The 22,421-nt window shown below is 42.6% G+C and carries 23 protein-coding genes, 1 tRNA gene and 1 pseudogene; 9 read left to right on the forward strand and 16 right to left on the reverse strand.

What is annotated here, in order from left to right; translation table 11 throughout:
- Window positions 1-17: 17 nt before the first annotated feature.
- The 5 genes from glnD to NI462_RS00910 all read right to left on the reverse strand — a co-directional run bounded on the left by glnD (window position 18) and on the right by NI462_RS00910 (window position 5,881).
- Window positions 18-2,690, reverse strand: coding sequence for a [protein-PII] uridylyltransferase (glnD, locus tag NI462_RS00890; RefSeq protein ID WP_253158732.1), 2,673 nt, complete (start codon window positions 2,688-2,690; stop codon window positions 18-20).
- Between the two features lie 26 nt (window positions 2,691-2,716).
- Complete coding sequence (purT, locus tag NI462_RS00895; protein ID WP_171057027.1) at window positions 2,717-3,931, reverse strand: formate-dependent phosphoribosylglycinamide formyltransferase; 1,215 nt, start codon at window positions 3,929-3,931, stop codon at window positions 2,717-2,719.
- A gap of 115 nt (window positions 3,932-4,046) precedes the next feature.
- Entirely contained in the window at window positions 4,047-4,691 is a 645-nt protein-coding gene (locus NI462_RS00900; RefSeq protein ID WP_044113026.1) for a hypothetical protein, read from the reverse strand.
- Window positions 4,692-4,784: 93 nt separating this feature from the next.
- Window positions 4,785-5,132 (reverse strand): L-valine transporter subunit YgaH, encoded by a 348-nt coding sequence (gene ygaH / locus NI462_RS00905; protein WP_224217193.1) that lies wholly within the window; start codon window positions 5,130-5,132, stop codon window positions 4,785-4,787.
- A complete protein-coding gene (locus tag NI462_RS00910) occupies window positions 5,129-5,881 on the reverse strand; it encodes an AzlC family ABC transporter permease (protein WP_004278940.1) in 753 nt (250 codons plus the stop codon). Before NI462_RS00910 ends, ygaH begins: the two co-directional genes overlap by 4 nt.
- Window positions 5,882-5,984: 103 nt before the next feature.
- Between NI462_RS00910 and NI462_RS00915 the strand changes: the two genes are divergently transcribed.
- Entirely contained in the window at window positions 5,985-6,482 is a 498-nt protein-coding gene (locus NI462_RS00915) for a hypothetical protein (protein WP_253158737.1), read from the forward strand.
- 190 nt (window positions 6,483-6,672) lie between these two features.
- On the opposite strand, the gene NI462_RS00920 is transcribed toward NI462_RS00915, so the two are convergent.
- The gene (locus NI462_RS00920) at window positions 6,673-7,290 is read right to left on the reverse strand and encodes a superoxide dismutase (protein WP_253158739.1); all 618 of its coding nucleotides are present in this window, start codon (window positions 7,288-7,290) and stop codon (window positions 6,673-6,675) included.
- Between the two features lie 210 nt (window positions 7,291-7,500).
- Window positions 7,501-8,592 carry a redox-regulated ATPase YchF gene (gene ychF / locus NI462_RS00925; RefSeq protein ID WP_004645523.1) on the reverse strand — a complete coding sequence of 364 codons (1,092 nt, stop codon included), beginning with the start codon at window positions 8,590-8,592 and terminating at the stop codon, window positions 7,501-7,503.
- A 294-nt stretch (window positions 8,593-8,886) separates the two neighbouring features.
- On the opposite strand from ychF, the gene NI462_RS00930 reads away from it, so the two are divergent.
- On the forward strand, window positions 8,887-9,651 hold the full coding sequence (locus NI462_RS00930) for a glutathione S-transferase family protein (RefSeq protein WP_004645522.1): 765 nt from the start codon (window positions 8,887-8,889) through the stop codon (window positions 9,649-9,651).
- A 63-nt stretch (window positions 9,652-9,714) separates the two neighbouring features.
- Here the strand turns inward: NI462_RS00930 and NI462_RS00935 are convergent.
- Window positions 9,715-10,984, reverse strand: a pseudogene (locus tag NI462_RS00935) (hypothetical protein).
- Window positions 10,985-11,364: 380 nt separating this feature from the next.
- Here NI462_RS00935 and NI462_RS00940 point away from each other — a divergent pair.
- Window positions 11,365-11,835, forward strand: coding sequence for an Lrp/AsnC family transcriptional regulator (locus NI462_RS00940; RefSeq protein WP_004645518.1), 471 nt, complete (start codon window positions 11,365-11,367; stop codon window positions 11,833-11,835).
- Window positions 11,836-11,903: 68 nt separating this feature from the next.
- Here NI462_RS00940 and NI462_RS00945 read toward each other — a convergent pair whose 3' ends face one another.
- Both NI462_RS00945 and NI462_RS00950 read right to left on the reverse strand, forming a co-directional pair.
- The gene (locus tag NI462_RS00945) at window positions 11,904-12,653 is read right to left on the reverse strand and encodes a YebC/PmpR family DNA-binding transcriptional regulator (protein ID WP_004645516.1); all 750 of its coding nucleotides are present in this window, start codon (window positions 12,651-12,653) and stop codon (window positions 11,904-11,906) included.
- 248 nt (window positions 12,654-12,901) lie between these two features.
- The gene (locus NI462_RS00950; RefSeq protein WP_004278932.1) at window positions 12,902-13,456 is read right to left on the reverse strand and encodes a 1-acyl-sn-glycerol-3-phosphate acyltransferase; all 555 of its coding nucleotides are present in this window, start codon (window positions 13,454-13,456) and stop codon (window positions 12,902-12,904) included.
- Between the two features lie 799 nt (window positions 13,457-14,255).
- Here NI462_RS00950 and NI462_RS00955 point away from each other — a divergent pair.
- Together NI462_RS00955 and NI462_RS00960 are read left to right on the forward strand one after the other, a co-directional pair.
- Window positions 14,256-14,332: transfer RNA gene (locus NI462_RS00955), tRNA-Ile, on the forward strand.
- A gap of 671 nt (window positions 14,333-15,003) precedes the next feature.
- Entirely contained in the window at window positions 15,004-15,240 is a 237-nt protein-coding gene (locus NI462_RS00960; RefSeq protein WP_085064551.1) for a hypothetical protein, read from the forward strand.
- A 7-nt stretch (window positions 15,241-15,247) separates the two neighbouring features.
- Here NI462_RS00960 and bioB read toward each other — a convergent pair whose 3' ends face one another.
- The 3 genes from bioB to queG form a co-directional block, all read right to left on the reverse strand.
- Complete coding sequence (gene bioB, locus NI462_RS00965) at window positions 15,248-16,249, reverse strand: biotin synthase BioB (protein WP_253158741.1); 1,002 nt, start codon at window positions 16,247-16,249, stop codon at window positions 15,248-15,250.
- A gap of 143 nt (window positions 16,250-16,392) precedes the next feature.
- A complete protein-coding gene (locus NI462_RS00970; RefSeq protein ID WP_085064553.1) occupies window positions 16,393-16,593 on the reverse strand; it encodes a hypothetical protein in 201 nt (66 codons plus the stop codon).
- A gap of 113 nt (window positions 16,594-16,706) precedes the next feature.
- Window positions 16,707-17,801: a tRNA epoxyqueuosine(34) reductase QueG gene (queG, locus tag NI462_RS00975; protein ID WP_253158863.1), complete on the reverse strand. Its 1,095-nt coding sequence runs from the start codon at window positions 17,799-17,801 to the stop codon at window positions 16,707-16,709.
- Between the two features lie 23 nt (window positions 17,802-17,824).
- Between queG and NI462_RS00980 the strand changes: the two genes are divergently transcribed.
- Window positions 17,825-19,282, forward strand: coding sequence for an NAD(P)H-hydrate dehydratase (locus tag NI462_RS00980; protein WP_243474592.1), 1,458 nt, complete (start codon window positions 17,825-17,827; stop codon window positions 19,280-19,282).
- A 10-nt stretch (window positions 19,283-19,292) separates the two neighbouring features.
- Complete coding sequence (locus NI462_RS00985) at window positions 19,293-19,565, forward strand: acylphosphatase (protein ID WP_253158743.1); 273 nt, start codon at window positions 19,293-19,295, stop codon at window positions 19,563-19,565.
- A gap of 3 nt (window positions 19,566-19,568) precedes the next feature.
- On the opposite strand, the gene ruvC is transcribed toward NI462_RS00985, so the two are convergent.
- A complete protein-coding gene (gene ruvC, locus NI462_RS00990; RefSeq protein WP_004278925.1) occupies window positions 19,569-20,114 on the reverse strand; it encodes a crossover junction endodeoxyribonuclease RuvC in 546 nt (181 codons plus the stop codon).
- Window positions 20,115-20,239: 125 nt separating this feature from the next.
- Between ruvC and NI462_RS00995 the strand changes: the two genes are divergently transcribed.
- Both NI462_RS00995 and NI462_RS01000 read left to right on the forward strand, forming a co-directional pair.
- Window positions 20,240-20,806 (forward strand): FxsA family protein, encoded by a 567-nt coding sequence (locus tag NI462_RS00995; protein ID WP_191113032.1) that lies wholly within the window; start codon window positions 20,240-20,242, stop codon window positions 20,804-20,806.
- 117 nt (window positions 20,807-20,923) lie between these two features.
- On the forward strand, window positions 20,924-21,562 hold the full coding sequence (locus NI462_RS01000) for a LysE family transporter (RefSeq protein ID WP_243474590.1): 639 nt from the start codon (window positions 20,924-20,926) through the stop codon (window positions 21,560-21,562).
- Here NI462_RS01000 and NI462_RS01005 read toward each other — a convergent pair.
- Together NI462_RS01005 and NI462_RS01010 are read right to left on the reverse strand one after the other, a co-directional pair.
- Entirely contained in the window at window positions 21,546-21,752 is a 207-nt protein-coding gene (locus tag NI462_RS01005; protein WP_243474589.1) for a hypothetical protein, read from the reverse strand. The genes NI462_RS01000 and NI462_RS01005 overlap by 17 nt on opposite strands.
- 144 nt (window positions 21,753-21,896) lie before the next feature.
- Entirely contained in the window at window positions 21,897-22,142 is a 246-nt protein-coding gene (locus tag NI462_RS01010; protein WP_243474588.1) for a hypothetical protein, read from the reverse strand.
- Window positions 22,143-22,421: the final 279 nt, after the last annotated feature.

The following is a 22,421-nucleotide window of genomic DNA, read 5'->3' on the forward strand; positions in this document are numbered from 1 at the left end:
GAATAAGTAACCGCGTTTTAATGTGAGTGTTGACTACAAACCTGATGAGAAGCTTCATCCAGCGCAGTTTTAAGTGCAGCTGCAAATTCAGCAGATTCTTCAGGTGTCATAGGGTTGCCATCTTTTTTGGTGACAAAAAATATGTCTTCGGCACGTTCGCCAAGTGTAGCAATTTTGGCAGAGTGGATATCTAGGCCTTGCATCATAAATAAACCACCGATTTTGGCAAGTAAACCAGGATGATCGAGAGTAGCGATTTCGACCATATTTTGATTCAAGGTAGGATTGATACTAATATCGACTGTATTTTCAATATCGAAATGACGTAATTGACGCGGAATCCGGCGCTGCATCAGGCCCGGATATTCATCAGAATGACTCAAGGCATCTTTCAGAGCTTCAATCACTGTGGCTTCGCGTTCCGGATCGGTCAATAAGGTACCAAAACGGTCCAGTACTACATAGGTATCCAGACTGAAGGCTTTAGTCGCTGTAATAATCCGTGCGTCTTGTACATCCAGATTCATACGATCCAGAATAGCTACCGTGGTAGCAAACAGGTTGGGTTGATCCTGCGTATAAATAAAGATCTGTACCGCATCCTGCGCATATTTACGGTGCGCCCGCATCAGCACCAGTGGGGCAGGATTATCGCCGTGTTGTAAAATGGCACGGGTATGCCAGGCAATTTCATCTGCTGTTTCTTTGAGGAAATAGTCATCACCAAGTTCCTGCCAGACTTTTTCTACCTCATCCAGTGAGAAGTCCTGAACCAGAAGTTCACTGGCTGCAAATTTAGTATCTTCAATCAGCATTTGATAATCAACCGGACGGCCCAGACCAGAACGGATTACGTCACGTGCCTGAGTATATAGTTGACGCATCAGCGAAGCGCGCCAGGTATTCCACAGCTTCGGATTGGTGGCGTTAATATCGGCGACTGTCAGGGTGTACAGATAGTCCAGATGTTCCATGTCACCCATTTTTTCGGCGAATTCTTTGACCACATCCGGATCGGAAATATCTTTTTTCTGGGCAGTCACCGACATCATCAGATGATTTTGGATCAGCCAGGCCACCAGATTACTTTCGCGTTCAGTAAAGCCATGGCTACGGCAGAATTTAATCGCGTCGCTGGCACCGAGTTCACTGTGGTCACCGCCACGACCTTTAGCAATATCATGGAAAATTGCTGCCAGATAGACGATGTCACGACGGGTCAGACGCTGAAACACTGAACTGACCACCGGAAATTCCTTGGCAAATTCAGGTTCTTTAAAGCGGTTTAAATTACGCAGCAGCAATAAGGTATGTGCATCGACCGTATAGATATGGAACAGGTCATATTGCATCAGTCCCAGAATCTGTCCAAAGGCCGGGATGTAATTTCCAAGCACACCATAACGCTTCATCGCGACCATAGTATCGTAGAGTCGATGCGGTGAACGGATAATCGCCATAAATAGCGCCTGATGCACCGGATTATCACGAAAATCCTGATCAATGCGTTTTCCAGCCAGGGTCAGCAGGCGTAAAGTACGCGCACGAATACCTTCGATCTCAGGACGATTGGCCAGCAGATAGAAAATTTCCAAAATTGCGTTTGGATTTTCCGAGAAAATCTTGTGATGCTGCACAGCCAGTTTGCCATCGACCAGTTTAAAGTTCTGGTTGATTTCTTCGATCTGGCGTTCATATTGCGGTAAACGTGGCGTAATGACCGATTCATTAAAATAGGCCAGCAGCATTTCGTTCAGCGTGGATACTTGCTGCGCACTGCGATAATAGCGCTTCATGAATTGTTCAATTGGATAGTTCGGATGATGCGCCTCTTCACGTACATAGCCGAATTTGGCGGCAATATCACGTTGATAATCGAACAATAAGCGGTTTTCATCGCGTTTGGTCAGGCGGTGCAGGTGATGACGGATTTCCCAGAGAAAACTTTCAGCTTCCTCAAGCACACCGAGTTCAAATTCTGAAATAAAACCGAGATGTACCAGATCATAAATCCGGTTCACACGGAAATGCCGTTTAGCAATCCAGCCAATCTGATTAATATCACGGATGCCACCCGGCGCATTTTTAATATCTGGTTCCAGATTGCTTTCGGTATTGTTGTGCTGAGCATAGCGTTTATGCTGCTCATCCATCTTGGCATCAAAAAAGGTTTTGTCAGTCCAGGTGCGTGACACGATGCGACGTGGCCATTTGCACAGGTTTTCATTGCCAATAATCAGACGGGCTTCAATCAGGGTGGTGGCGACGGTCAGATCACTGCTGGCCTGATTGACACATTCATTGATGGTGCGGACACTGATACCGGGTTTGAAATTCCCCACGTCCCAAAGCGATGAAATGAATGTAGAAATCAGTGGTTCCTGTTCCGGGTTAATCTCGTCTTCTGACAAGATCATGATGTCGACATCAGAATAAGGCAGCATTTCACGACGGCCATAGCCTCCGACTGCAAACAGGGCCAAATCAGTTTGATCCAGTTCGGCATGCTGCCAGAGAAACTGCAATGCTTCATCAATCAGGTTGGAACGCGCCAGAATAATATCCCGAATCGACTGGCCATTTTCAAAACTTTCCTGAAGCTGATTTTCGACATCACTGCGCCATTGATTGATGGCTTTAATGTCATGGTTGCTTTTAGCGTAATTCAGCAGTGGATGGGTGTTGATCATGTACAGTCGTCCGTTGGTATTTCAGCTTAGTTTTGGTTGACGCTAACTTGGTTGGCGACCTGGAGGGCCAGTTCACGTGCCTGTTCAATAGTTTCTGCACGTGCCGTGGCAACGCCCATACGACGACGTTTAAAACCTTCTGGTTTGCCAAACAGGCGCAAATCGGTATTGCCGTCTGCTAAAGCAAGATTCAGGCCAGAAAATGAAAGATTACGGCCATCTACTCCAGCATAAATTACCGCACTGGCAGCCACACTATGTCGTGCAGTATTCACCGGCAAGCCTAAAATAGCACGTGCATGCAGCTCAAATTCACTTTGAAATTGGGAGGCTAAAGTCACCAGTCCAGTATCGTGTGGACGTGGGGAAACCTCACTAAACCATACTTTGTCGCCTTTTACAAAGAGTTCCACTCCAAAGATTCCGCAGCCACCAAGTGCTGTAGTGACCTTGTTGGCAATGCGCTTGGATTCTTCCAGCGCGGCTGGAGTCATCGGTTGAGGCTGCCAGCTTTCCACATAATCACCTGAGTCCTGACGATGTCCGATCGGGTCGCAATAAGACGTTTCGATTTCGCCGGTTTCTGGATTTTTTGCACGAACAGTCAATAAGGTAATTTCAAAATCAAAGTCAATTTGTGATTCTACAATCACAGTACCCTGATTGACCCGGCCACCGGTTTGCGCATATTCCCAGGCAGCATCGACTTCATCAAAACGGGTAACACGAGACTGACCTTTGCCTGAAGATGACATCACCGGTTTCACAAAGTTTGGATAGCCGACATCGTCACAGGCCGCGCGGAAGGATTCTAAACTGTCGGCAAAACGGTAAGCTGAAGTTGGCAGACCGAGTTCTTCCGCAGCCAGACGACGAATACCTTCACGGTTCATGGTCAGATTGACGGCTTTAGCAGAAGGAATGACTGTAGCAATGTTCTGGGCTTCTATTTCAAGCAGAACTTCGGTCGCAATCGCTTCAATTTCAGGAACAATTAAATGTGGCTGGATTTGATTGATGAGTTGTTTGAGTTCTACAGCATCTGCCATATTCAAGGTATAGGAATAATGCGCAACCTGCATGGCAGGGGCATGATCATAACGGTCAGCAGCATGAACTTCGACTCCAAGGCGTTGTAGTGAAATCACCACTTCCTTGCCCAGTTCACCAGAACCCAATAATAGAACTTTATAGGCAGAAGATTGAAGGGGAGTACCAATAGTCACGCTCATGTGGATCATCCATGCTTGATTTTATGGACTTTTAGCATAGCAGAACTGAGCCGACAGTTAAGCCAAGATTCATACAAAATTGTGATATTGACCAACAGTTTTATTTATAAAGTTTTTCTAGATTTTAATAAGGAGGCGCTGTCATTTTCACATCGCTGTCAGACTGCGTTTGCAGAAGATAAATCTCGCTTTGAGACTTGAGCTTTTCTATTTGTGCAACTTGTTCAGTATTGATATTTAGCATCTTTAACAGACGTAATGTACGAACATGCAGGAAATACGCATAGGGCAATACAAAAGGCAGTACAAAGCACAGCAAAAATAACAGTAGCCCAAAAACTGTGAATTGAATGCAGTCTCGCAAGATGGTGGTGAGCTGGAACTGATCTGCTGAAAAGGCGGTAGCTGAAAAAAGAATAAAAAGGAGCGCAAATAAACCAGCAAAAATTTTTAGAGTATTCGGCAGGACACGATGTCTGAAGCTCCATTTACCCAAAATCAATGTCAAAGGATGAAGATGCAGCACGTATTGGCTCTGATTAAGCATAGCAATAATTTGATGGGTGCTATTCTTTTTAATATAAACCACCCGAACTTGATCTGCTGGTTGAGCATGTATTTCGACAAAATGTCCGGTAAAATTTTGAGCATTGATAAAACATTCAAAATATTGTGCCGGCACTTCATGTCGATGGAATACGGTTAACATTTCATCGCGCCGATGATGAATAAAGATTTTGCCTTCAATCACCTGTTTGACCTCAAACATGCGCATCCTTCCTTGTTTTTATTGTTATATAAAAAAGACCTATACTATGAGTTTAGCATAAGTCTTTGTTTCAATTGATCAACTAGTTAAAGCTTAAAAGGGTACTGCAACATAGGTGTAAACCAACCCATAGGTCAGTGCTGCGGTCAGTGTCGCCATCACGATCCGTTTAAACTTAAAGTACAAAGCCGTGAGCACAATAAAGCCAACCAGCATCGCAAAACTTTTATTCGGTGTTTCTAATAAAGGCGGCAGGGTAGCAACTACAAGCATAGAGCTGATCGCAGCAATACCGATTGAACCCAAGGCAATTTTTAGCCACAATGCTCCGCGTTTTTGCGAACCTTGCTGAAATTTTTGAATGACAAAAAACGGACCAAAGCGCGAGGCAAAATTGGCAATCCCGACTAAAATCCCGACCAGAATAATCTCTAGATTCATGCTTGATCTCCTGCGTGTTCAGGATCTGGCTGTTTCAGAATATAGTGCTTGAACAGGCCTGCGAAAATACCAGAACTTATACCGATAAAGATCGCGGCAGACAGGTCGATAAAATAACAGGCAATCGCAGACACCAGAATTGTGACAGCTACAACAAAAGTATGTTTTTTCTCAAAAGCGGCTAACAAGAAGCTCAGGAACAGCGCAGGTAACAAGAAATCCAGCGCAGCCTGTAAGAATTGCGGCAGGTTGCTGACCTGATCGGCAAACAATCCACCGAGGAAAGATCCGAGTGCCCAGGACATCCAGCTAAACAGGCTTAAACCGAGCATCCAGGATTCTGACCATTCCTGTCGCCGTTGCGAGAGCTTGATCATGCCGGAGGCAAAAACTTCATCGGTCAAACCCCAAGACCAGATTGCCGTTTTCTTTAAATTCAGCCGGTCTTGAATCAGATTTTGTAACGCAGGGCCATAAAGCAGATGACGAATGTCTAAGGCAATCACGGTTAATGCCGTCATCCAGATAGATGTTCCACTACCTAAGAGAGCGACCACCAGGAACTGGCTGGCACCTGCATACATCGAGCAGGACAGGAACAGTGCTTCCCAGGCGGTAAAGCCAAACTGAGTGGCTGAAACACCAAAAGCAAACGACACTGGTAAATAAGTGAAGATAATCGCTTGGCTATCTTTTGCACCTTGCCAGAAGCCAGCAGGTTGCGTAGCGAGTTGATTCGGTTCAGACACGACACACCTTGAAGGAGAGTTGAACGATGGGTCAAATGAAGATTGTGTATTCTACGTGAATTTAATAGCATAGTGCCGAAATGTTTAAATTGGCGAGCCTGATATGTGGATGTTCAAGACACGTACGATGCTGATTGCTGCTTTAATAAGCACGGCAATATTGTTACAAGCGTGTGGGAATGACAGTCAATCGACTGATAAGCCAGAAATTAAACCGGCACCTAAATTGACTAATGATGCGACGACTTATGCCAATGCCGCATGGCAACTGATCAATGAAGTGGATCCACTGGTCTATAATAAAGAAGTGGATCAGCTGGAAACACAGGTACGTCAACCAGCACGTAAATTGAGTACAGACTGGCGTATTAATGTCAAAATGACCGATTCGGTGACCGAAGGCAAATATGCTCTGTGTCGTAAAGCTTTGACCAGTCTGGAAATCTGGGCGCGGACGACCATGGAAAATGGCAACAGCCTGCAACAAAAACAGGCGGATTATGAGCGGGATAAACTGCAATGTCAGAATGCCATTGCCCATCCTGCACTCGGAAATACCGATCCTAAGCAAAAAGGTACTGCAATTGCCAATATGCAATAAACCCTTGCCCATTTAAATGTACCTATAAAAAGCCAGTCATTCAGACTGGCTTTTTTAGCAAAATAAACTTTAAAAATAGGGCATCCACACATGTTCTAATAAAAGCACCATTACACCGCAGATCAGGAGTGTGCTGCCAATCATGCGTTGAATCAATGTACGTGTAGACATGGTCGATCTCCTCAAAGATTTAAAGCGCATTCAACGCTTCCAGATAACGACGATTCACTTCTTCCCAGTTCACAACATTGAAAAAAGCAGAAATATATTCCGGACGACGGTTTTGATATTTTAAATAATAGGCATGTTCCCAGACATCCAGACCTAAAAGGGGAATATTGCCATGTATCAGTGGAGAATCCTGATTGGCGCTACTTTCTACAATAAGCGTTTGATCTGGCGTCATACTTAACCAGGCCCACCCACTACCAAAACGGCTAAGCGCTGCCTGGGTAAATGCTTCTTTAAATGCCTCGAATCCTCCTAATTCATGTTCAATGGCCTTGGCAATTTCAGCTTTGGGATGACCACCGCCGTCTGGACTCATCACTGTCCAGAACAGGGAATGATTGGCATGTCCACCAGCATTATTAATCACGTTCTGTCTGAGTTGCTCGGGCACTTCATTGAATTTGCTAATTAAGGCTTCGACTGATAAATCTTCCCATTCTGTACCCGCGATTCCTGCATTGATATTATTGATATAAGTTTGATGATGCTTGCTATGATGAATTTCCATAGTCTTGCTATCGATATGAGGCTCTAGCGCATCATAAGCATAAGGCAGTACAGGCAAGGTGTAGCTCATTGGCAGGATTCCTTGGGGAGAATGGAGTTAGGTTATTTTTCATTAGATTTAAGATACACTCTAATTTAATATTCATATATGAGAATAGTTATCATTATTGTTAATATGTGTTGATCTTATGCGCTTCCAGAAAGCCTGTTATACGTATGAATCCTCTTTTTATAAGCAATAAAAAAACCCCAAGAAGGGGCTTTTTTTAACAGCAATGACTTAAACGTTAAAACGGAAGTGTAAAACATCGCCATCCTGAACGATGTAAGTTTTACCTTCTAGACGCCATTTGCCTGCTTCTTTCGCACCGGCTTCGCCGTTGTACTGCACGAAATCATCATAAGCGATACATTCTGCACGGATAAAGCCTTTTTCAAAGTCGGTATGAATCACGCCTGCTGCCTGTGGTGCAGTTGCGCCAACTTTTACGGTCCAGGCACGAACTTCTTGCACGCCCGCGGTGAAGTAAGTTTGTAGGCCCAGTAATGAATAACCTGCACGAATTACAACGTTTAAACCCGGTTCTTCCATGCCCATTGCTTCAAGGAATTCAGCACGGTCTTCATCTTCAAGCAATGAAATTTCAGCTTCAATCTGGTTGCAAAGTGGAACCACAATCGCATTTTCTTCAGCGGCTAATTTTCTGACTGCATCTAAATGCGGGTTGTTTTCAAAACCGTCTTCAGCAACGTTGGCAATATACATCGTTGGTTTAAGCGTCATTAAACCAAAGCCACGTACCAGCTTGCGTTCGTCATCATCTAGGTCCGCTGCGCGAGCCGGTTTACCTTCATCCAGTAAAGGCTGGATTTTTTCCAGAACTGCTTTAGTAGCTAGCGCTTCTTTGTCGCCACCCTTAGCAGATTTAGTCAAACGCGTAATCGCTTTGGCTACAGCATCCAAGTCTGCAAGCGCAAGTTCGGTATTAATCGTAGCAATGTCATCTAGTGGATCAATACGACCATTCACATGAATCACGTTTTCATCTTCAAAACAACGCACAACGTGAGCAATTGCATCAGTTTCACGAATGTTGGCCAGGAACTGGTTACCCAAGCCTTCACCCTTAGAAGCACCCGCGACCAGACCTGCGATGTCTACAAACTCCATAGAAGTCGGAATAACACGTTGCGGTTTAACAATTGCAGTCAATTTGTCTAAACGTGGATCAGGAACAGGTACAATTCCGGTGTTTGGTTCGATCGTACAGAAAGGGAAGTTTTCTGCAGCAATAGCAGCTTTGGTTAAGGCATTGAAAAGTGTAGATTTACCAACGTTCGGCAAGCCGACAATACCGCAATTAAAACCCATGAAATAACTCACAAAAGCGTTATATAAAAATTGCCCCCGATTTTACATGAAAGCATGACTAAAGTCAGGTCATGTGCTTGTGGTTTATTGCAATCAAATGCTTCTGGCGACCTAAAATGACTCGCTGAGCTTTCCGGGATGTGTAGTGAGTCCACCAACCATAGAGGAATAATCAGCCAGTATTTTACTTTTGAATAAAAATCACATTGTTTTTCTAAAAGTGAGTGACTAAAGTATCTGAATAAAACAGCGGCCTACACGCCCTGATCCAATAACGATAAACATGGAGCATACATGCGAACTTTATACCAGTTTCCTTTATCTCACTTTTGCGAAAAAGCACGTTGGATGCTGGACCATAAAGAGCTGTACTATGTTGCTCACAATCTGATACCCGGGGTACACCGTGCTTTTGCCCGCCTGAAAACAGGCCAGAATCGTCTGCCTATTTTGCGTGATCAGGATCGATGGATCGCAGATTCCACCCAGATTGCTCTGTATTTGGATGATACTTATCCAGAACATCGTTTACTGCACGCAGAAGGGTATTTTCGAAATAAAGCTTTAGAAATTAATGAAATTACTTTGGAATTGGGTCGTCATGTCCGTCGCTGGATGCTCTCTCAAGCACTGACTTCTGATCATGAATCTCTGGATATTTTAATTGGTGAGCAGGGCTATCTGCGCCAGTTTGAAAAATTTTCTAAACCTTTATTGAAAGCGATGGTGGCCAAGGGTTATGCATTGAATGAGGAAACCGTGGCGGAATCTAAACAACACATCGATGTTGCTGTACAGCAGCTCAATCAGATGCTGGTCAGCCAAGGTGGGCATTATTTTGTCGGAAATCGTTTAGGTCTGGCGGATATTGCAGTCTGTTCCATGTTGGCACCGCTTCTGGCGATTCCAGGTACGCCGTGGGAAAAAGAAAATTTTGAAACCTTGTCCGAAGAATATCGCGACTATCAGCAGTATTTGAATGAGCTACCACTGGGTGAATATATTTGCCGTATTTACCGAACCGAACGCAATGCACGGGTAGACTGGCGTGGTGTATAAGTTTAAATGCTAATTCAAGAATTAAAAAACGCGCATGAAGCGCGTTTTTTAATGAGATTATGATTAACCCCAAGGATTAGTCTGGTCGATATCAATATGTTTAGTAAAATTATTGAGGAGTGAACCAAAATCAAATCCGGATGAAGAACCGCCACTGCCGATATTCTGAATTGTATCTTTAATGCCCGGCAGGATAGCAGACAGATCAATATTGGAATCAGTCGTACCCACACCTTGGACAAGATCACCGAGGTCAGGCAATTCAATCGAAGAGCCACTACCAACCAACTGACCAACACCTTCGGCAATACTGCCTAAGTCAAAGCCGTTTGAAGCAGAGGAAATACCTTCGATCATACCACCCAGATCCAGATCGCTACCGAGATTGAGATTGCCTAATAATCCACCTAAATCTATGCCATTTGAACCATTCGCAATCAGACCGCTCAGTAAGTCAGTGAAGCCACCGACATCAAAACCACCTGTTGCATTTCCGCCTACAAAGCCGCTAATTAAATCGGTAATAGCACCAAGATCAAAATCACTGCCTGCATTACCGCCAATCAGGTTGCCGACCAGTCCTGCGATGGCACCGATATCTACACCACCTAATCCGCCAGAACCACCGATCAGGCCACCAACCAATTCAGCAATTTGTGCGATATCAATCTCGCCATTCCCGCCAATCAGGTTACCGACCAGCCCTGCAATGGCACCGATATCAATATTGCTTGAACCACCAATTAAGCCACCAACCAGTTGAGCAATTTGCGCGATATCGATATCACCATTACCACCGCCAATCAGGTTGCCGACCAGACCTGTAATCGCACCAATATCAATATTACTTGAACCGCCGATCAGGCCACCGACCAGTTGAGAAATTTTACCAATATCAATATTGCCAGTGCTACCGCCCAATAAGCCGCCCACCAGTTTAGAAATAGCCTCAAGATCTAGGCTGCTGCTATTGCTCCCCATTAAGCTCTTTAATAAGTTGGTGACCTGGGTAATATTAAAGCTACCGCCATTGGATTGGGTTAAGCTACTGATCAGGCTTTGAATATTTAAACTTGAGGCATTCGAACCAGAAAATTGAGTTAATAAATTGCTGAGATTTGTCGTACTCAGGCTGCTTCCAGAAAGGAGATTATTTAATAATGAGCTGACTGAAGGTTGAGTATTGGATCCGGTGAGATTGCCAATAAGATTGGTGAGGGTACCTGATGTCGTTCCACCGAATAAGCCGCCCAATAAGCTCTTCGTTTTGGGTTTCGACGGTTAAAACAGGACTCACTTTTGTTTTTATCAAGCTTAAAAGTTTAGAAGCCATGACCGTTCCTTGTGTAATATTTTTGAAATGCGCTATTTTTGTTTTTAAAGCGCCTTTGTTTTAATCTATTTCTATACACTTGTAAAAGATGGACGGCTAAGTCGTGTAGGGGCTGACAGGAATAGCCTATCTGTTGCCATGTTTACCCAATTTAAATAATTTAAAAATAAAGATTTAATCAAAAATACCATTGGTCATGTTTTTAATTTATGCGATTAACGGTCATTTAAACCCTCCTGAAAACCGTATTTATAAAATGAAATCCCATTTGGGAAAAAATTTCAGAATATGAAAATTTTGTGAAAAATAAATAAATATTGTATAACAGAGATGGCGCAAAATTTTCTGCATCTATTGATTATTGATATAAGAGTATAAAAATGGAACTGGATCGTTTCGATAAACATATTCTAGAAATATTGACCCATGAAGATGTCAATCTGAATGAACTGTCCGAGCGGGTGAATTTATCTGTCAGTTCGGTGCATCGTAGGATCAAACACTTAATCGATCATAATATTATCAGTGGCTTAAAACGTGAAATCAATTACCAAAAATTAGGTTTCAGTCTGCATGTGCTGTTGCAGGTATCCTTAAGCAAACATGATAGCGATACTTTTGCCAAATTTCTGGAAGAACTGGAAAGTATTCCCGAAGTAATTAATGCCTTTTTGGTCACCGGTCAGTCGGCAGACTTTATTGTTGAAGTCGTGGCAAGAGATATGGAAAATTATAGTGAAATCCTGCTTAAGCGGATTGGAAAAATTGAGCATGTGGTGGCACTGCATTCCAGCTTTGTGATTAAAGAATATAATGTCTTTAACTGTAGCGGATTACTCAATAAAGTTTAATCAAAGCTAGGTTGGTGGACAGCCATAAAAAAACGCACCCTAAGGTGCGTTTTTTGAATCAGACATATTTAAGCATCAAGTTCTGCTAAAACTGCGTCTGAGAATTCAACGTTGGTATAAACGTTTTGTACATCATCCAGATCTTCAAGCATATCAATCATTTTCATGATTTTTTTCGCTTGATCGATGTCTGTGATTTCTGCTTTGGTTGAAGGACTCATCACTACTTCAGCATTGTCAGATTTTAAACCTGCAGCAGTTAAAGCATCTTGAACTTCACCGAAGGCTTCAGGTGTGGTAATGACTAGGATATCATCTTCAGTGACTTCGATGTCTTCAGCACCTGCTTCTAATGCCACTTCCATGATTTGATCTTCCAAAGACACATCTTCAAAAGTGATCTCACCACGTTTAGTGAACAGGAATGCCACCGAACCGTTGGTGCCTAAGTTACCATCAGTTTTAGAGAAGCAATGACGTACGTCAGGCACAGTACGGTTCAAGTTGTCAGTCATGGTTTCAACAATAACCGCAACACCACCTACACCATAACCTTCGTAGGTCACTTCTTTCAGGTCGTCGTTATCTTCGCCACCAGCACCACGTTGAATGGCACGGTTGATCACGTCACGTGTCATATTCACTGATAATGCTTTTTCAACCACAGCACGTAGACGAGGGTTGCTTGCAGTATCTGGACCACCAAGCTTTGCAGCAGTGGTTAATTCACGAATGTATTTGGTAAAAACTTTACCACGACTTGCATCTTGTTTTGCTTTGCGATGCTTAATATTGGCCCACTTGGAATGACCCGCCATGCGAACTATGCTCCTTGTAGATTGGCTGTATGCCTATCAGAATGCCGAAATTCTACCATAAGCGTTTTTTTAAAAAAAAGTGTCTGGATTTGAGATTTCAGGATAAAAACAAAAAAAGTGCAATATCGAGGAAAAATAGAAAGAGGATAGGGGGATTTATAATTCTATTTATACATTTATATGGGCAGATGACTTGGACATAAACAGCAGAATCGCTGATTATGTCCGTGCTTTTATTTTTAAAAAGCTTATTCTGGAATAACGATATCCAGGCCAACCTTGTCTTTATATAGTTGCTTGATCAAAGCCAGGTCATGCGCAAGGTCTGTCGGATAGATCTTGCCAAGAATGCCACCTTGCTTGGTTTTGGAATTGGCGTATAACAACACGATCGGTACATTGGCAGCCTTGGCAATATGCCAGAAACCGGTACGGATTGGTTTGCGTGCTTCACCTTGTTTAGCCCGTGTTGCTTCGGGAGCAATCACCAGATTGAACTTTTCATTGTTCTGAAAATGTTCCACCATCTGGGTCACGATATCTTTACTGGCCTTGCGGTCAACCGGAATACCACCCACAGCGTTCAATAGCGGTTTAAACGGTCCTTTAAATAATTCTTTTTTGATTAAGGTATGAACCTTGAGGTCGTAAATCTGGAACAGAGCAATTGACAGTACCGCATCCATCATTGAGGTATGTTCAAATCCAATAATAACCTGTTTATCTTCAAGCACATCTGGTTCGACATGATATTGCCAACCTGCAAGTTTAAATGCAGATTCGCCAAGGAATTTATTTAGCATAAGCACAGATAAGTAAAAGCTGTATGTAGAGAACTGCATAATTTCATCTTGTTCGCCCATACAGTCAATAGGCTTTCCAATAAAATCAGCGAATAATGTAAAAATCTATGATTTATTCATCTTTTTAAGCTGCAAGATTAAGAGTTAATATATATAAATAAAATAATATTAATATCTTAAAAATATTAGTAGATACAAAAAAAGTCTTAAAATGATGAAAAAATGACTATCCAGAGCACACTTTAGTTATTAGACTTTTGTCGAAGAAGAAGACTGATACAGGTCTTTTCTATTTTCTTATTCTTTCTACTCTGAGATTGAAAAGTATGACGTACATGACAGCCTTCATAGTCTCCTTATTGATTTTTGCGCTTATAATTGTATGGTCTTTGATCGAAATTAAGCAGGATTTACATAAAGACGAAGAAATGAAGTCTGAATTCTAGTCATTCTATCTTCTTGAGCTCAAGGCTATTCCTTTAACAGTGCTGCCTGAGCAATAAAGAATTTTAATACCTTATAGATATACTAAGACCTTAAATCTATCAGTTTTACCCTTAGTAGACCGGATTAAATTCAAGATGACAGGCTCATTTGTCTTAAATGATGCAGCATGTATCTCATTTTTCTATATGCCTCCTATACTGAAGTCTTAAGTAACTGAATTTTGACTAAGACAAGTCGCCCATGATTGCTGCCTAAATGTTCAAGCAGTTATAAAAGCACTTGTCTTTCCAAAAAATCTTAGCTAGTATTCATGACGCCTGAACTTATTGATAAATAAAGTTTTCAGCATATAGGGCCTATAGCTCAGTTGGTTAGAGCAGCGGACTCATAATCCGTTGGTCGACAGTTCAAGTCTGTCTGGGCCCACCATATAAAACAACCCCTTACGTGCATTAATCATAAGGGGTTTTTTGTTTTTGGATATTATGAAATCTGAAGTAAGCAATTCACTTAATTGATCGTCGTTCTTATCTCGAAGGACTTAAAATGGGTTGCCTCCACTGATAATGAACTTTTCTAGTTTGCCTTTCAATAAAGATTCTTCGTTACCAGCTTAATAAAAAAGCATCTCCCTCAGATATTACTTTTGTTATCTAAATTCCATAAACATCCTCTTTAATCAAAAAAAAAGTTCATATTTATGAAATAAATGTGATCTAGTTCAAAGAATATCAGCAAAAAAAGTGAAAAGTAGATGAAATGCATTTTACAACTGAAAAAATTATGCTAATTAATATGAGATGATTTTTTAGTCAAAAATCATGATGTTTCAGGACGGAATATCTTAAGAAGCGTATTAAAAAAATGATTAAACAGGAGTTTCAATGATGCTTCAGCTTTTAAGAAAATTGTTTTGTTTGCATATTTATGAGTATGAGCAAATGCAAGAGATCGGGGAACACAGGGAGTGTCGTAAGTGCGGTACGAATCAGGACTAAAGTTTTTGCAAGAAAAGTGAGCAATGGCTCACTTTTTTTATGCTTGTTATGGGCTAATTTCCGTTAAAATTAAAGGGAAATTTCAACACGATGAACCGGCATATGAGTAAAGATTTTCATGCAGATAGCTATATCGTCGACAGTAGCCTGGCAGATACCCTGCACTGGCTCAGCCTGCATCAAGATAGTTATGAATCCTTTAGCTATGATGCAGTCACGCAAGTGCTGATGGTGCATCATGCCAATGGGGTAGATCAAATCCGAGTCGGAGATTATCTGAATGCCCGTTATGGTATTTTAATTACTGCACATAACTTTTCTGTGAGTTCATCAAATTAAATAGTGATTAGCTTGCCATTGCATCTGTAGCCAAGCTGCGAACACTCGGTTTTTGCTGTTCTGCAACTAAACCTAATTTTGCAAAGAGTTGCTGATCACGACCCTGAGCTGTATTGGGAGTCGTCAGCAGTTTTTCGCCAGAGAAAATAGAATTGGCACCGGCCATAAATGCTAGCGCTTGATCCGAATCGCTTAAGGATTCACGGCCGGCAGAAAGGCGAATATAACTTTTTGGCATCAGCAACCGTGCTACTGCAATGGTACGAATCCACTCAATCACATCCAGTTTTTCTACATCTGCCATCGGTGTACCTTCAATCGGTACCAACATATTAATCGGCACGGATTCAGGATGAATTGCCAGAGTTGCAAGTTCATATAACAAACCAATCCGGTCATCACGGCTTTCGCCCAGACCCACAATACCGCCACTACAGACTTTCATGCCAGCCTGACGTACATGATCCAGAGTATCCAGACGATCATCAAAGCTACGCGTGCTGATGATATGTGAATAGTATTCACGAGAAGTATCCAGATTATGGTTGTAATAATCCAGTCCCGCATCTTTCAAGCGTTCAGCTTGCGATCCATTTAGCATCCCCAGTGTCATGCAGGTTTCCAGACCTAGTGCTTTGACTTCACGCACCATTTCCAGCACATAAGGCATATCGCGTTCATGTGGGTTGCGCCATGCAGCCCCCATACAGAAACGTGAACTTCCTGATGCTAGCGCCTGTTTGGCTTCCTGAATCACTTTATCGACCGCAATGCGTTTTTCAGCTTCCAGTTTGGAATCATAATGCGCTGATTGTGAGCAGTATTTACAGTCTTCAGGGCATTTACCTGTTTTAATCGAGAGCAGGGTACTGACCTGAACGGTATTCGCAGTGAAATGTTCACGATGAACCTGTTGCGCTTGGAACACTAAATCCATTAAAGGCTGTTGATATAGAGCTTGTATTTCTTCACGTGACCAATCATTACGTACCGCATCACTACTGTTCATCTCTTTCCCTGTCTATGCTTATTTATCATTCAGTTCATCTTAATAAAAATAAGCTTTTGCTTCACTAGCAAAATATGACCTTATATTAAATAACAAAGCCCACACGGGGTGGACTTTGTCATTATATTCAATCCTGCAAATTTTTATTCACGATGACCACCATGAATATTCTGATTTTGCAGATCGTCACGATGCTGCTTGTTCAGCACTCGTTCATCCTGTTCATGCTGATTGTTTTTTGGGGAGTTAATCGGGCCATGTTGCGGCTGCTGCTGTTGTTGCTTCTGCTGGTCATGTTGAAGCTGCTCCAACAGTTCTTGATTTGGATTTTTTGATGACATCATCTTTCCTCCACTTCTTTCATTTATGCCATAGTCTGAAACGAGGGTGTGTAAGGCTTTTAAGTGAAACTGTGAATCTAGGTAAAGTTGAAATATATTTTAATAGTGATAGAAAATTAGCTGGATTTTGCCAGTTGTTCTTGAATCGCCCAATCGATATGTACCTGCACAATTTCATCATGCTGATCACGCTGTTGCTGGAGTGCCTGAATAATTTGCCCATCAAGGGGCGCATTGCCCAAACCAATGGCGATATTGCGCATAAAGCTTTGATAACCGGTACGACGCATTGGGCTGCCTTCAGTGGCACTTAAAAAGGTCGCTTCATCCCATTGCCATAAATCCAGTAAACTCACCTGATCCAGACCATGTCGCGGATGAAAATCCTCTACCGAGGTGACTTGGGCAAAACTGTTCCAAGGACAAATTAGCTGGCAGTCATCACAACCAAAAACCCGGTTACCAATTCCGCGTCGTAAATCTTCTGGAATGATGCCTTTATATTCGATGGTCAGATAGGCGATACAGCGTCGTGCATCCAGCATGTACGGTTCTACAATGGCTTGAGTCGGACAGATGTCGATACAGGCAGTACAGGAGCCACAATGTTTCGTCGCAGGTTCATCAAAAGGCAGTTCCAGTGAAGTAAACAGTTCACCCAAAACAAAGAATGAGCCTGATGTTTTATGAATCAGCAAGGTATGTTTGCCTGTCCAGCCCATACCGGCACTTTCAGCCAGCGATTTTTCAAAAATTGGCGCAGAATCGGCAAATGGGCGTGATTCAAAATCTCCGACTTTTTCTCGGATTTTTGTCGCCAGGGTTTTCAGACGACCACGCATAGTCTTATGATAATCCCGGCCACGGGCATAACGCGCGATAATGGCAGAGTTGGGTGCATAAGGGATATAACGTGGTTGTGGTGCCTCGACCAGATAATCCATACGCACACAGATAATGCTGCGTGTGCCGGGAACCAGTAAAGCAGGATTGGCACGTTTTTCCAGATTCTCTTCCAGAAACTTCATGTCACCATGATAACCACGATCCAGATATTCCTGTAAGCGTGCTAATTCTGCTTGAGCATCTGGTTTGGCAATGACACAATCAGAAAAACCCAATTCTAAAGCCTGCGCTTTAATCCATGCTTTTAGCTCGGCTGGATCTTGTTGATAAACTTTAATTTGCGCTTGAGAATCGGGAGTTGCCATAAACCAAAGACAGGGAATAAGAAATGCAGCAACAAGTTTACCATAGCCGTGATCTACAAGCATGGGAGCAGCGCTGGTTTCAACAGCAAAATAGTTCCTACGGTTTAATGCAACAAGTCGCCTGGGGGATTAGTCAGCGGCTGATCACTTTATTTTCCCAGCAAAAAATAAAAAAAATCGCGGTCTGCTGTGGTCAGGGTAATAATGCCGGCGATGGCTATCTTGTGGCCAAATATCTCAAACAGGCGGGCTTCAGTGTTGATATTTATGCAGTTGAGTTGGGTAATTCCAAAGATTTAGCATCGGCTGTGCAGGAAGCTCAGCAAGCTGGCTTGCAGCCTTATTCGCATTTTGATTTTCAATCTGAATGTGAGGTCTATATCGATGCATTATTCGGAATTGGTCTGAACCGTCAGCTGGACTTTGACTGGCAAAATGTTATTCAAACGATCAATCAGCAAACTGGATTAAAAATCTCAATTGATATTCCGAGTGGATTGGATGCCAATACCGGCCAGCCTTTGCCTGTTGCGATTAAAGCTGACTACACTTTCACGGGTTTAGGGCTTAAGGCAGGACTGTTTACCGGACAAGGCAAAGAATATGCGGGCAAGATCGAACTGATTTCTGCTATCCCGACAGATACTGAGCTTCAACCAATTGCTTGTCTTTCATCACATCAGATTCAATTGCCGAAGCGTGAAGCCTTTGGTCATAAAGGCAGTTATGGTCATGTCTTGGTTGTAGGTGGTCATGCCGATATGGGGGGGGCAGTGATCATGGCAGCAGAGGCAGCATTTGCTGCCGGAGCAGGTAAAGTGACGATCGTCTGTGATGCAAAACACCATACTGCGATTTTGTCACGTGCACCGAATATCATGCTGCGTGATATCAATCTTTTAACTCAGGAGCAACGCCAAGCACTGATTCAGCAGGTCGATGCAGTCTGTTTTGGCATGGGATTAGGTCGTGATTCTTGGTCAGAGCAACAATATACAGCTTGGTTTGAGCTGACTCAGCAATCTGATCTGGAGGTTGTTTTGGATGCGGATGCCTTATGGTTTCTGGCCAAGCAGCCTCAAGTTTTGAATTCCCAGACTTATGCCACACCACATCCAGGAGAAGCTGCAACTTTGCTAGCATGTAGCACTGCGGAAGTTGAAATGGATCGGATTGCAGCCATTCATGCCCTGCAACAAAAATATCAGGGACAGTGGGTGCTAAAAGGTTCAGGCAGCCTGATTCTGGAAGAAAGGCTTTACATCTGCAATGCCGGGAATGCCGGTATGGGAACTGGCGGAATGGGGGATGTGCTGGCCGGCATGATTGCCAGTCTAAAGGCGCAATTTGCGCAAAAAATTTATTTGCATGAAATTGTGACGCTGCATGCACTTGCAGGTGATGAACTGGCCAAAAATGGCGAACGTGGCTTGCAGGCACAGGATATGAAACATGCGATTTATCAGGCCGTGAATCGCTAAGGAGAATAGTGTGCCAGTCATCAAACTGAATATTTCAGGCCAAGTTCAAGGAGTCGGATACCGTTACTGGTTTGCCGAGCAGGCTCAGGCGCTTGGACTGAAAGGATATGTACGGAACTTGAGCACAGGTGAGGTGGAGGCCGTTATTGCTGGAACAGACTCCCAACTTCAGGAAATGATTACACGAAGTTGGAAAGGGCCTGCTCGTGCAATCGTACAAGCGGTTATTCAAGAGTATCTGGAATCTGAGCTAGATGCTCAAGACTTTATAATATTGCGTTAAACCTTATCGACGACGGCTACTGACGCGACTCCGGCCGCGTGCCATACCACCCAACGCATTCAATACCGCCATTTTACTCATACTGCCTGAGGCGTGGGCATGACAAATAGCAGCAGCTAAAGCATCGGCGGCATCCTGCTGCGGTTTGATGCTGAGTTTTAGAATATTCATTACCATCATCTGCACCTGTTCTTTATCCGCAGCGCCATAACCCACTACCGACTGCTTGATCTGGCGCGCAGTATATTCAGCGACTTTCAAATCCAGATTGACCAGTGCCGCAACAGCAGCACCACGGGCCTGACCGAGTTTTAAGGCAGAATCCGGATTTTGTGCCATAAAGACCTGTTCTACCGCAGCTTCAGTGGGACCATAAAATTTTACAATGCGCTCCACGCCGGCAAAGATCCGTTTTAAACGTTCAGGCATTTCTGTCGTTTCTGTTCTGATGGTGCCGGCATCAACAAAAGTCAGTTTGGAGCCGTCTTTTTCGATAATTCCGTAACCGGTTAAACGAGAACCGGGGTCAATCCCAATAATTAATGACATGCCCGCACTTTAAAAATAGAATAATGCCCATATTGTTACATAAGCGTATCAAAAAAGCTTGATCCTGATGAAGCAGTTGATTCCAGCATCCTATTATTTATTTTACTGAGATTAGATTAATTTTCATGAAATTATTTCTTATTATCCTTGCAGGCTTAATCCTAGAAGTATTTGTCTGGATTGGCGTGGGTGACCTCGTCGGGAGCATGTGGTACGTATTTTTCTGGTTTGTGGCCGCATTTTTTATTGGTATGAATCTGATCCGTAAATACTCGGCCGGTGTAATGCCACAAATGCAGCAAATGCAGATGGGACAGATAAGTGCAGATCCTGCATTAACAGGAAATTTACCTAAAATTCTGGCAGGTTTCTTTCTGCTTATTCCTGGATTGATTACCGACGTATTGGCAGTATTGATGCTCATTCCAGCGGTTCAGCAGGTTTTTAAGGCTGCTATAATGAAAGCGATGATGAAACGTCAGCAACTCATGATGGAAAAAATGATGGGTGGCATGATGGGCGATATGGGTGGGGCACAAGGCCAGAACCCATTTGCCGAGATGATGCGTCAAATGCAGGATATGCAAAATCAGCAATCAGGTCGCGGTGATTCCACCATTATTGATGGTGAAGCACGTGAAGTGAGACCTGAGGCGAAAAAAATTGAAATGAAAGATATCAATCCAAAATAAATGTTTTATTTAAAAAATTCTATTTAAGCCGAATCTGATGATTCGGTTTTTTATTGGAGCTTTCTAATCTCTTTGAACAAACGTTATAATATATTTTTATAAATTTACCTTATTTTAATGTCTCTGCTTTTTACGATCTGTCTCCTGCATTTTGTTGCTCAACTCAGTCCCGGTCCCGATATTTTGCTCATTGCCAAAAGTGCCGCATCTACCACACGCCAGAATGCCCTGAAAGTTATTGCCGGGATCTCTGCCGGTATCGTGGTTTGGGTAATACTGACACTTGCGGGTTTTACCGTGTTAATTGACCAGTTTCCATGGATTCAACAGGTATTGATGGTGCTCGGTGGCATGTTCCTGACGAAGATGGGGTGGGCCATGTTAAAGGGTGGTGTACATAGCTTTAAAAATAGACATCAGACCGACGATGATACAAATGGACAGGTGCAAGCTAAAAACTATTTTATGTTGGGCTTATGGACCAATCTTTCTAATCCAAAAACACTGATCTATTTTAGTAGCGTATTTTCACTCGCCTTGAGTTCATCTGCTTCAGATTATTTGAAAATACAGTTAGCGGTGATTATTCCCTTGCAGACCTTTATCACCTTTGCTCTATTGATGCTGTTGATTTCCCAACCAAAAATTAAAACCTTGTACCAGCGTTCGGGGAGTTATATTGATATGATTTCAGGCGGACTATTTCTACTATTTGCATTGTGGTTATGGTATGACGCACTTATTCTGATGAATTAAGGGGTATATCTTCATTTAATGCTGGAGATATTGGTGAGGTCGGGGCAGGAGAGGCTAAATTGTCTGGTGTTTTAACAGCCGTTTGATAACGATTAGGCTTTAAGATGGTTTCAGTATTTTCAGAGCCTTGATAGCTACGGCTACGGTTGGCACGTTCGCGTAATCCACCTTTTTTAATTAACAGAACCATGGCACATCTCTCATTCAAATCCACAACTATTGTAAATCAAATCTGGATTTGATGAGGCTATTTTCCGCATAGCTATTTGAATTATTCAAGAGTAATAAAAAGACCTGTTTGAACCAACAGGTCTTTGTTGTGAGATGAATGAAATTAGCGAAGTCTTTTATCTTCTTCTTTTAAAACGTCGAGTAGAGAGTGTTGTACTGGAATTTCTTGTTGTGACTGTACATACAAATGCACCACTTTAAACACAATTGCTGTAACGAGGCAGGCTACTAGACACAAAACCCAAAAACCAAAAGGGCTGCGAATATGATGTGAGCCGCAGCTTGAGCATGATTTTTCTGTAGAGTCGACTACTTTTTCACAGCAGGCACAATGATATTGATACTGCATTGTTCTTCTCCCAGGATGTTATCCTTTTTATTCTTCGATCATGAAAGATGATTTGTCGCTCTATCATAGGAGAGCTTTTCTGGGCTGGCAAGACGAGATTGCCGACAATTACATAGTATCTATATAGGATAAAAATTAATTACATGACTAAGATCGTATCAAGAAAATGATCAAACGATTCATTATTTGAAAAATATAGTTGAATCTAAAAAAGTTAATGACAAAATTAATTAAAAATAAAGCCCGCATCAAGCGGGCTTTATTTGAGCTAGTCTAAAA

The organism is Acinetobacter lwoffii (genome assembly GCF_024129715.1).
GTDB lineage: Bacteria > Pseudomonadota > Gammaproteobacteria > Pseudomonadales > Moraxellaceae > Acinetobacter > Acinetobacter lwoffii_U.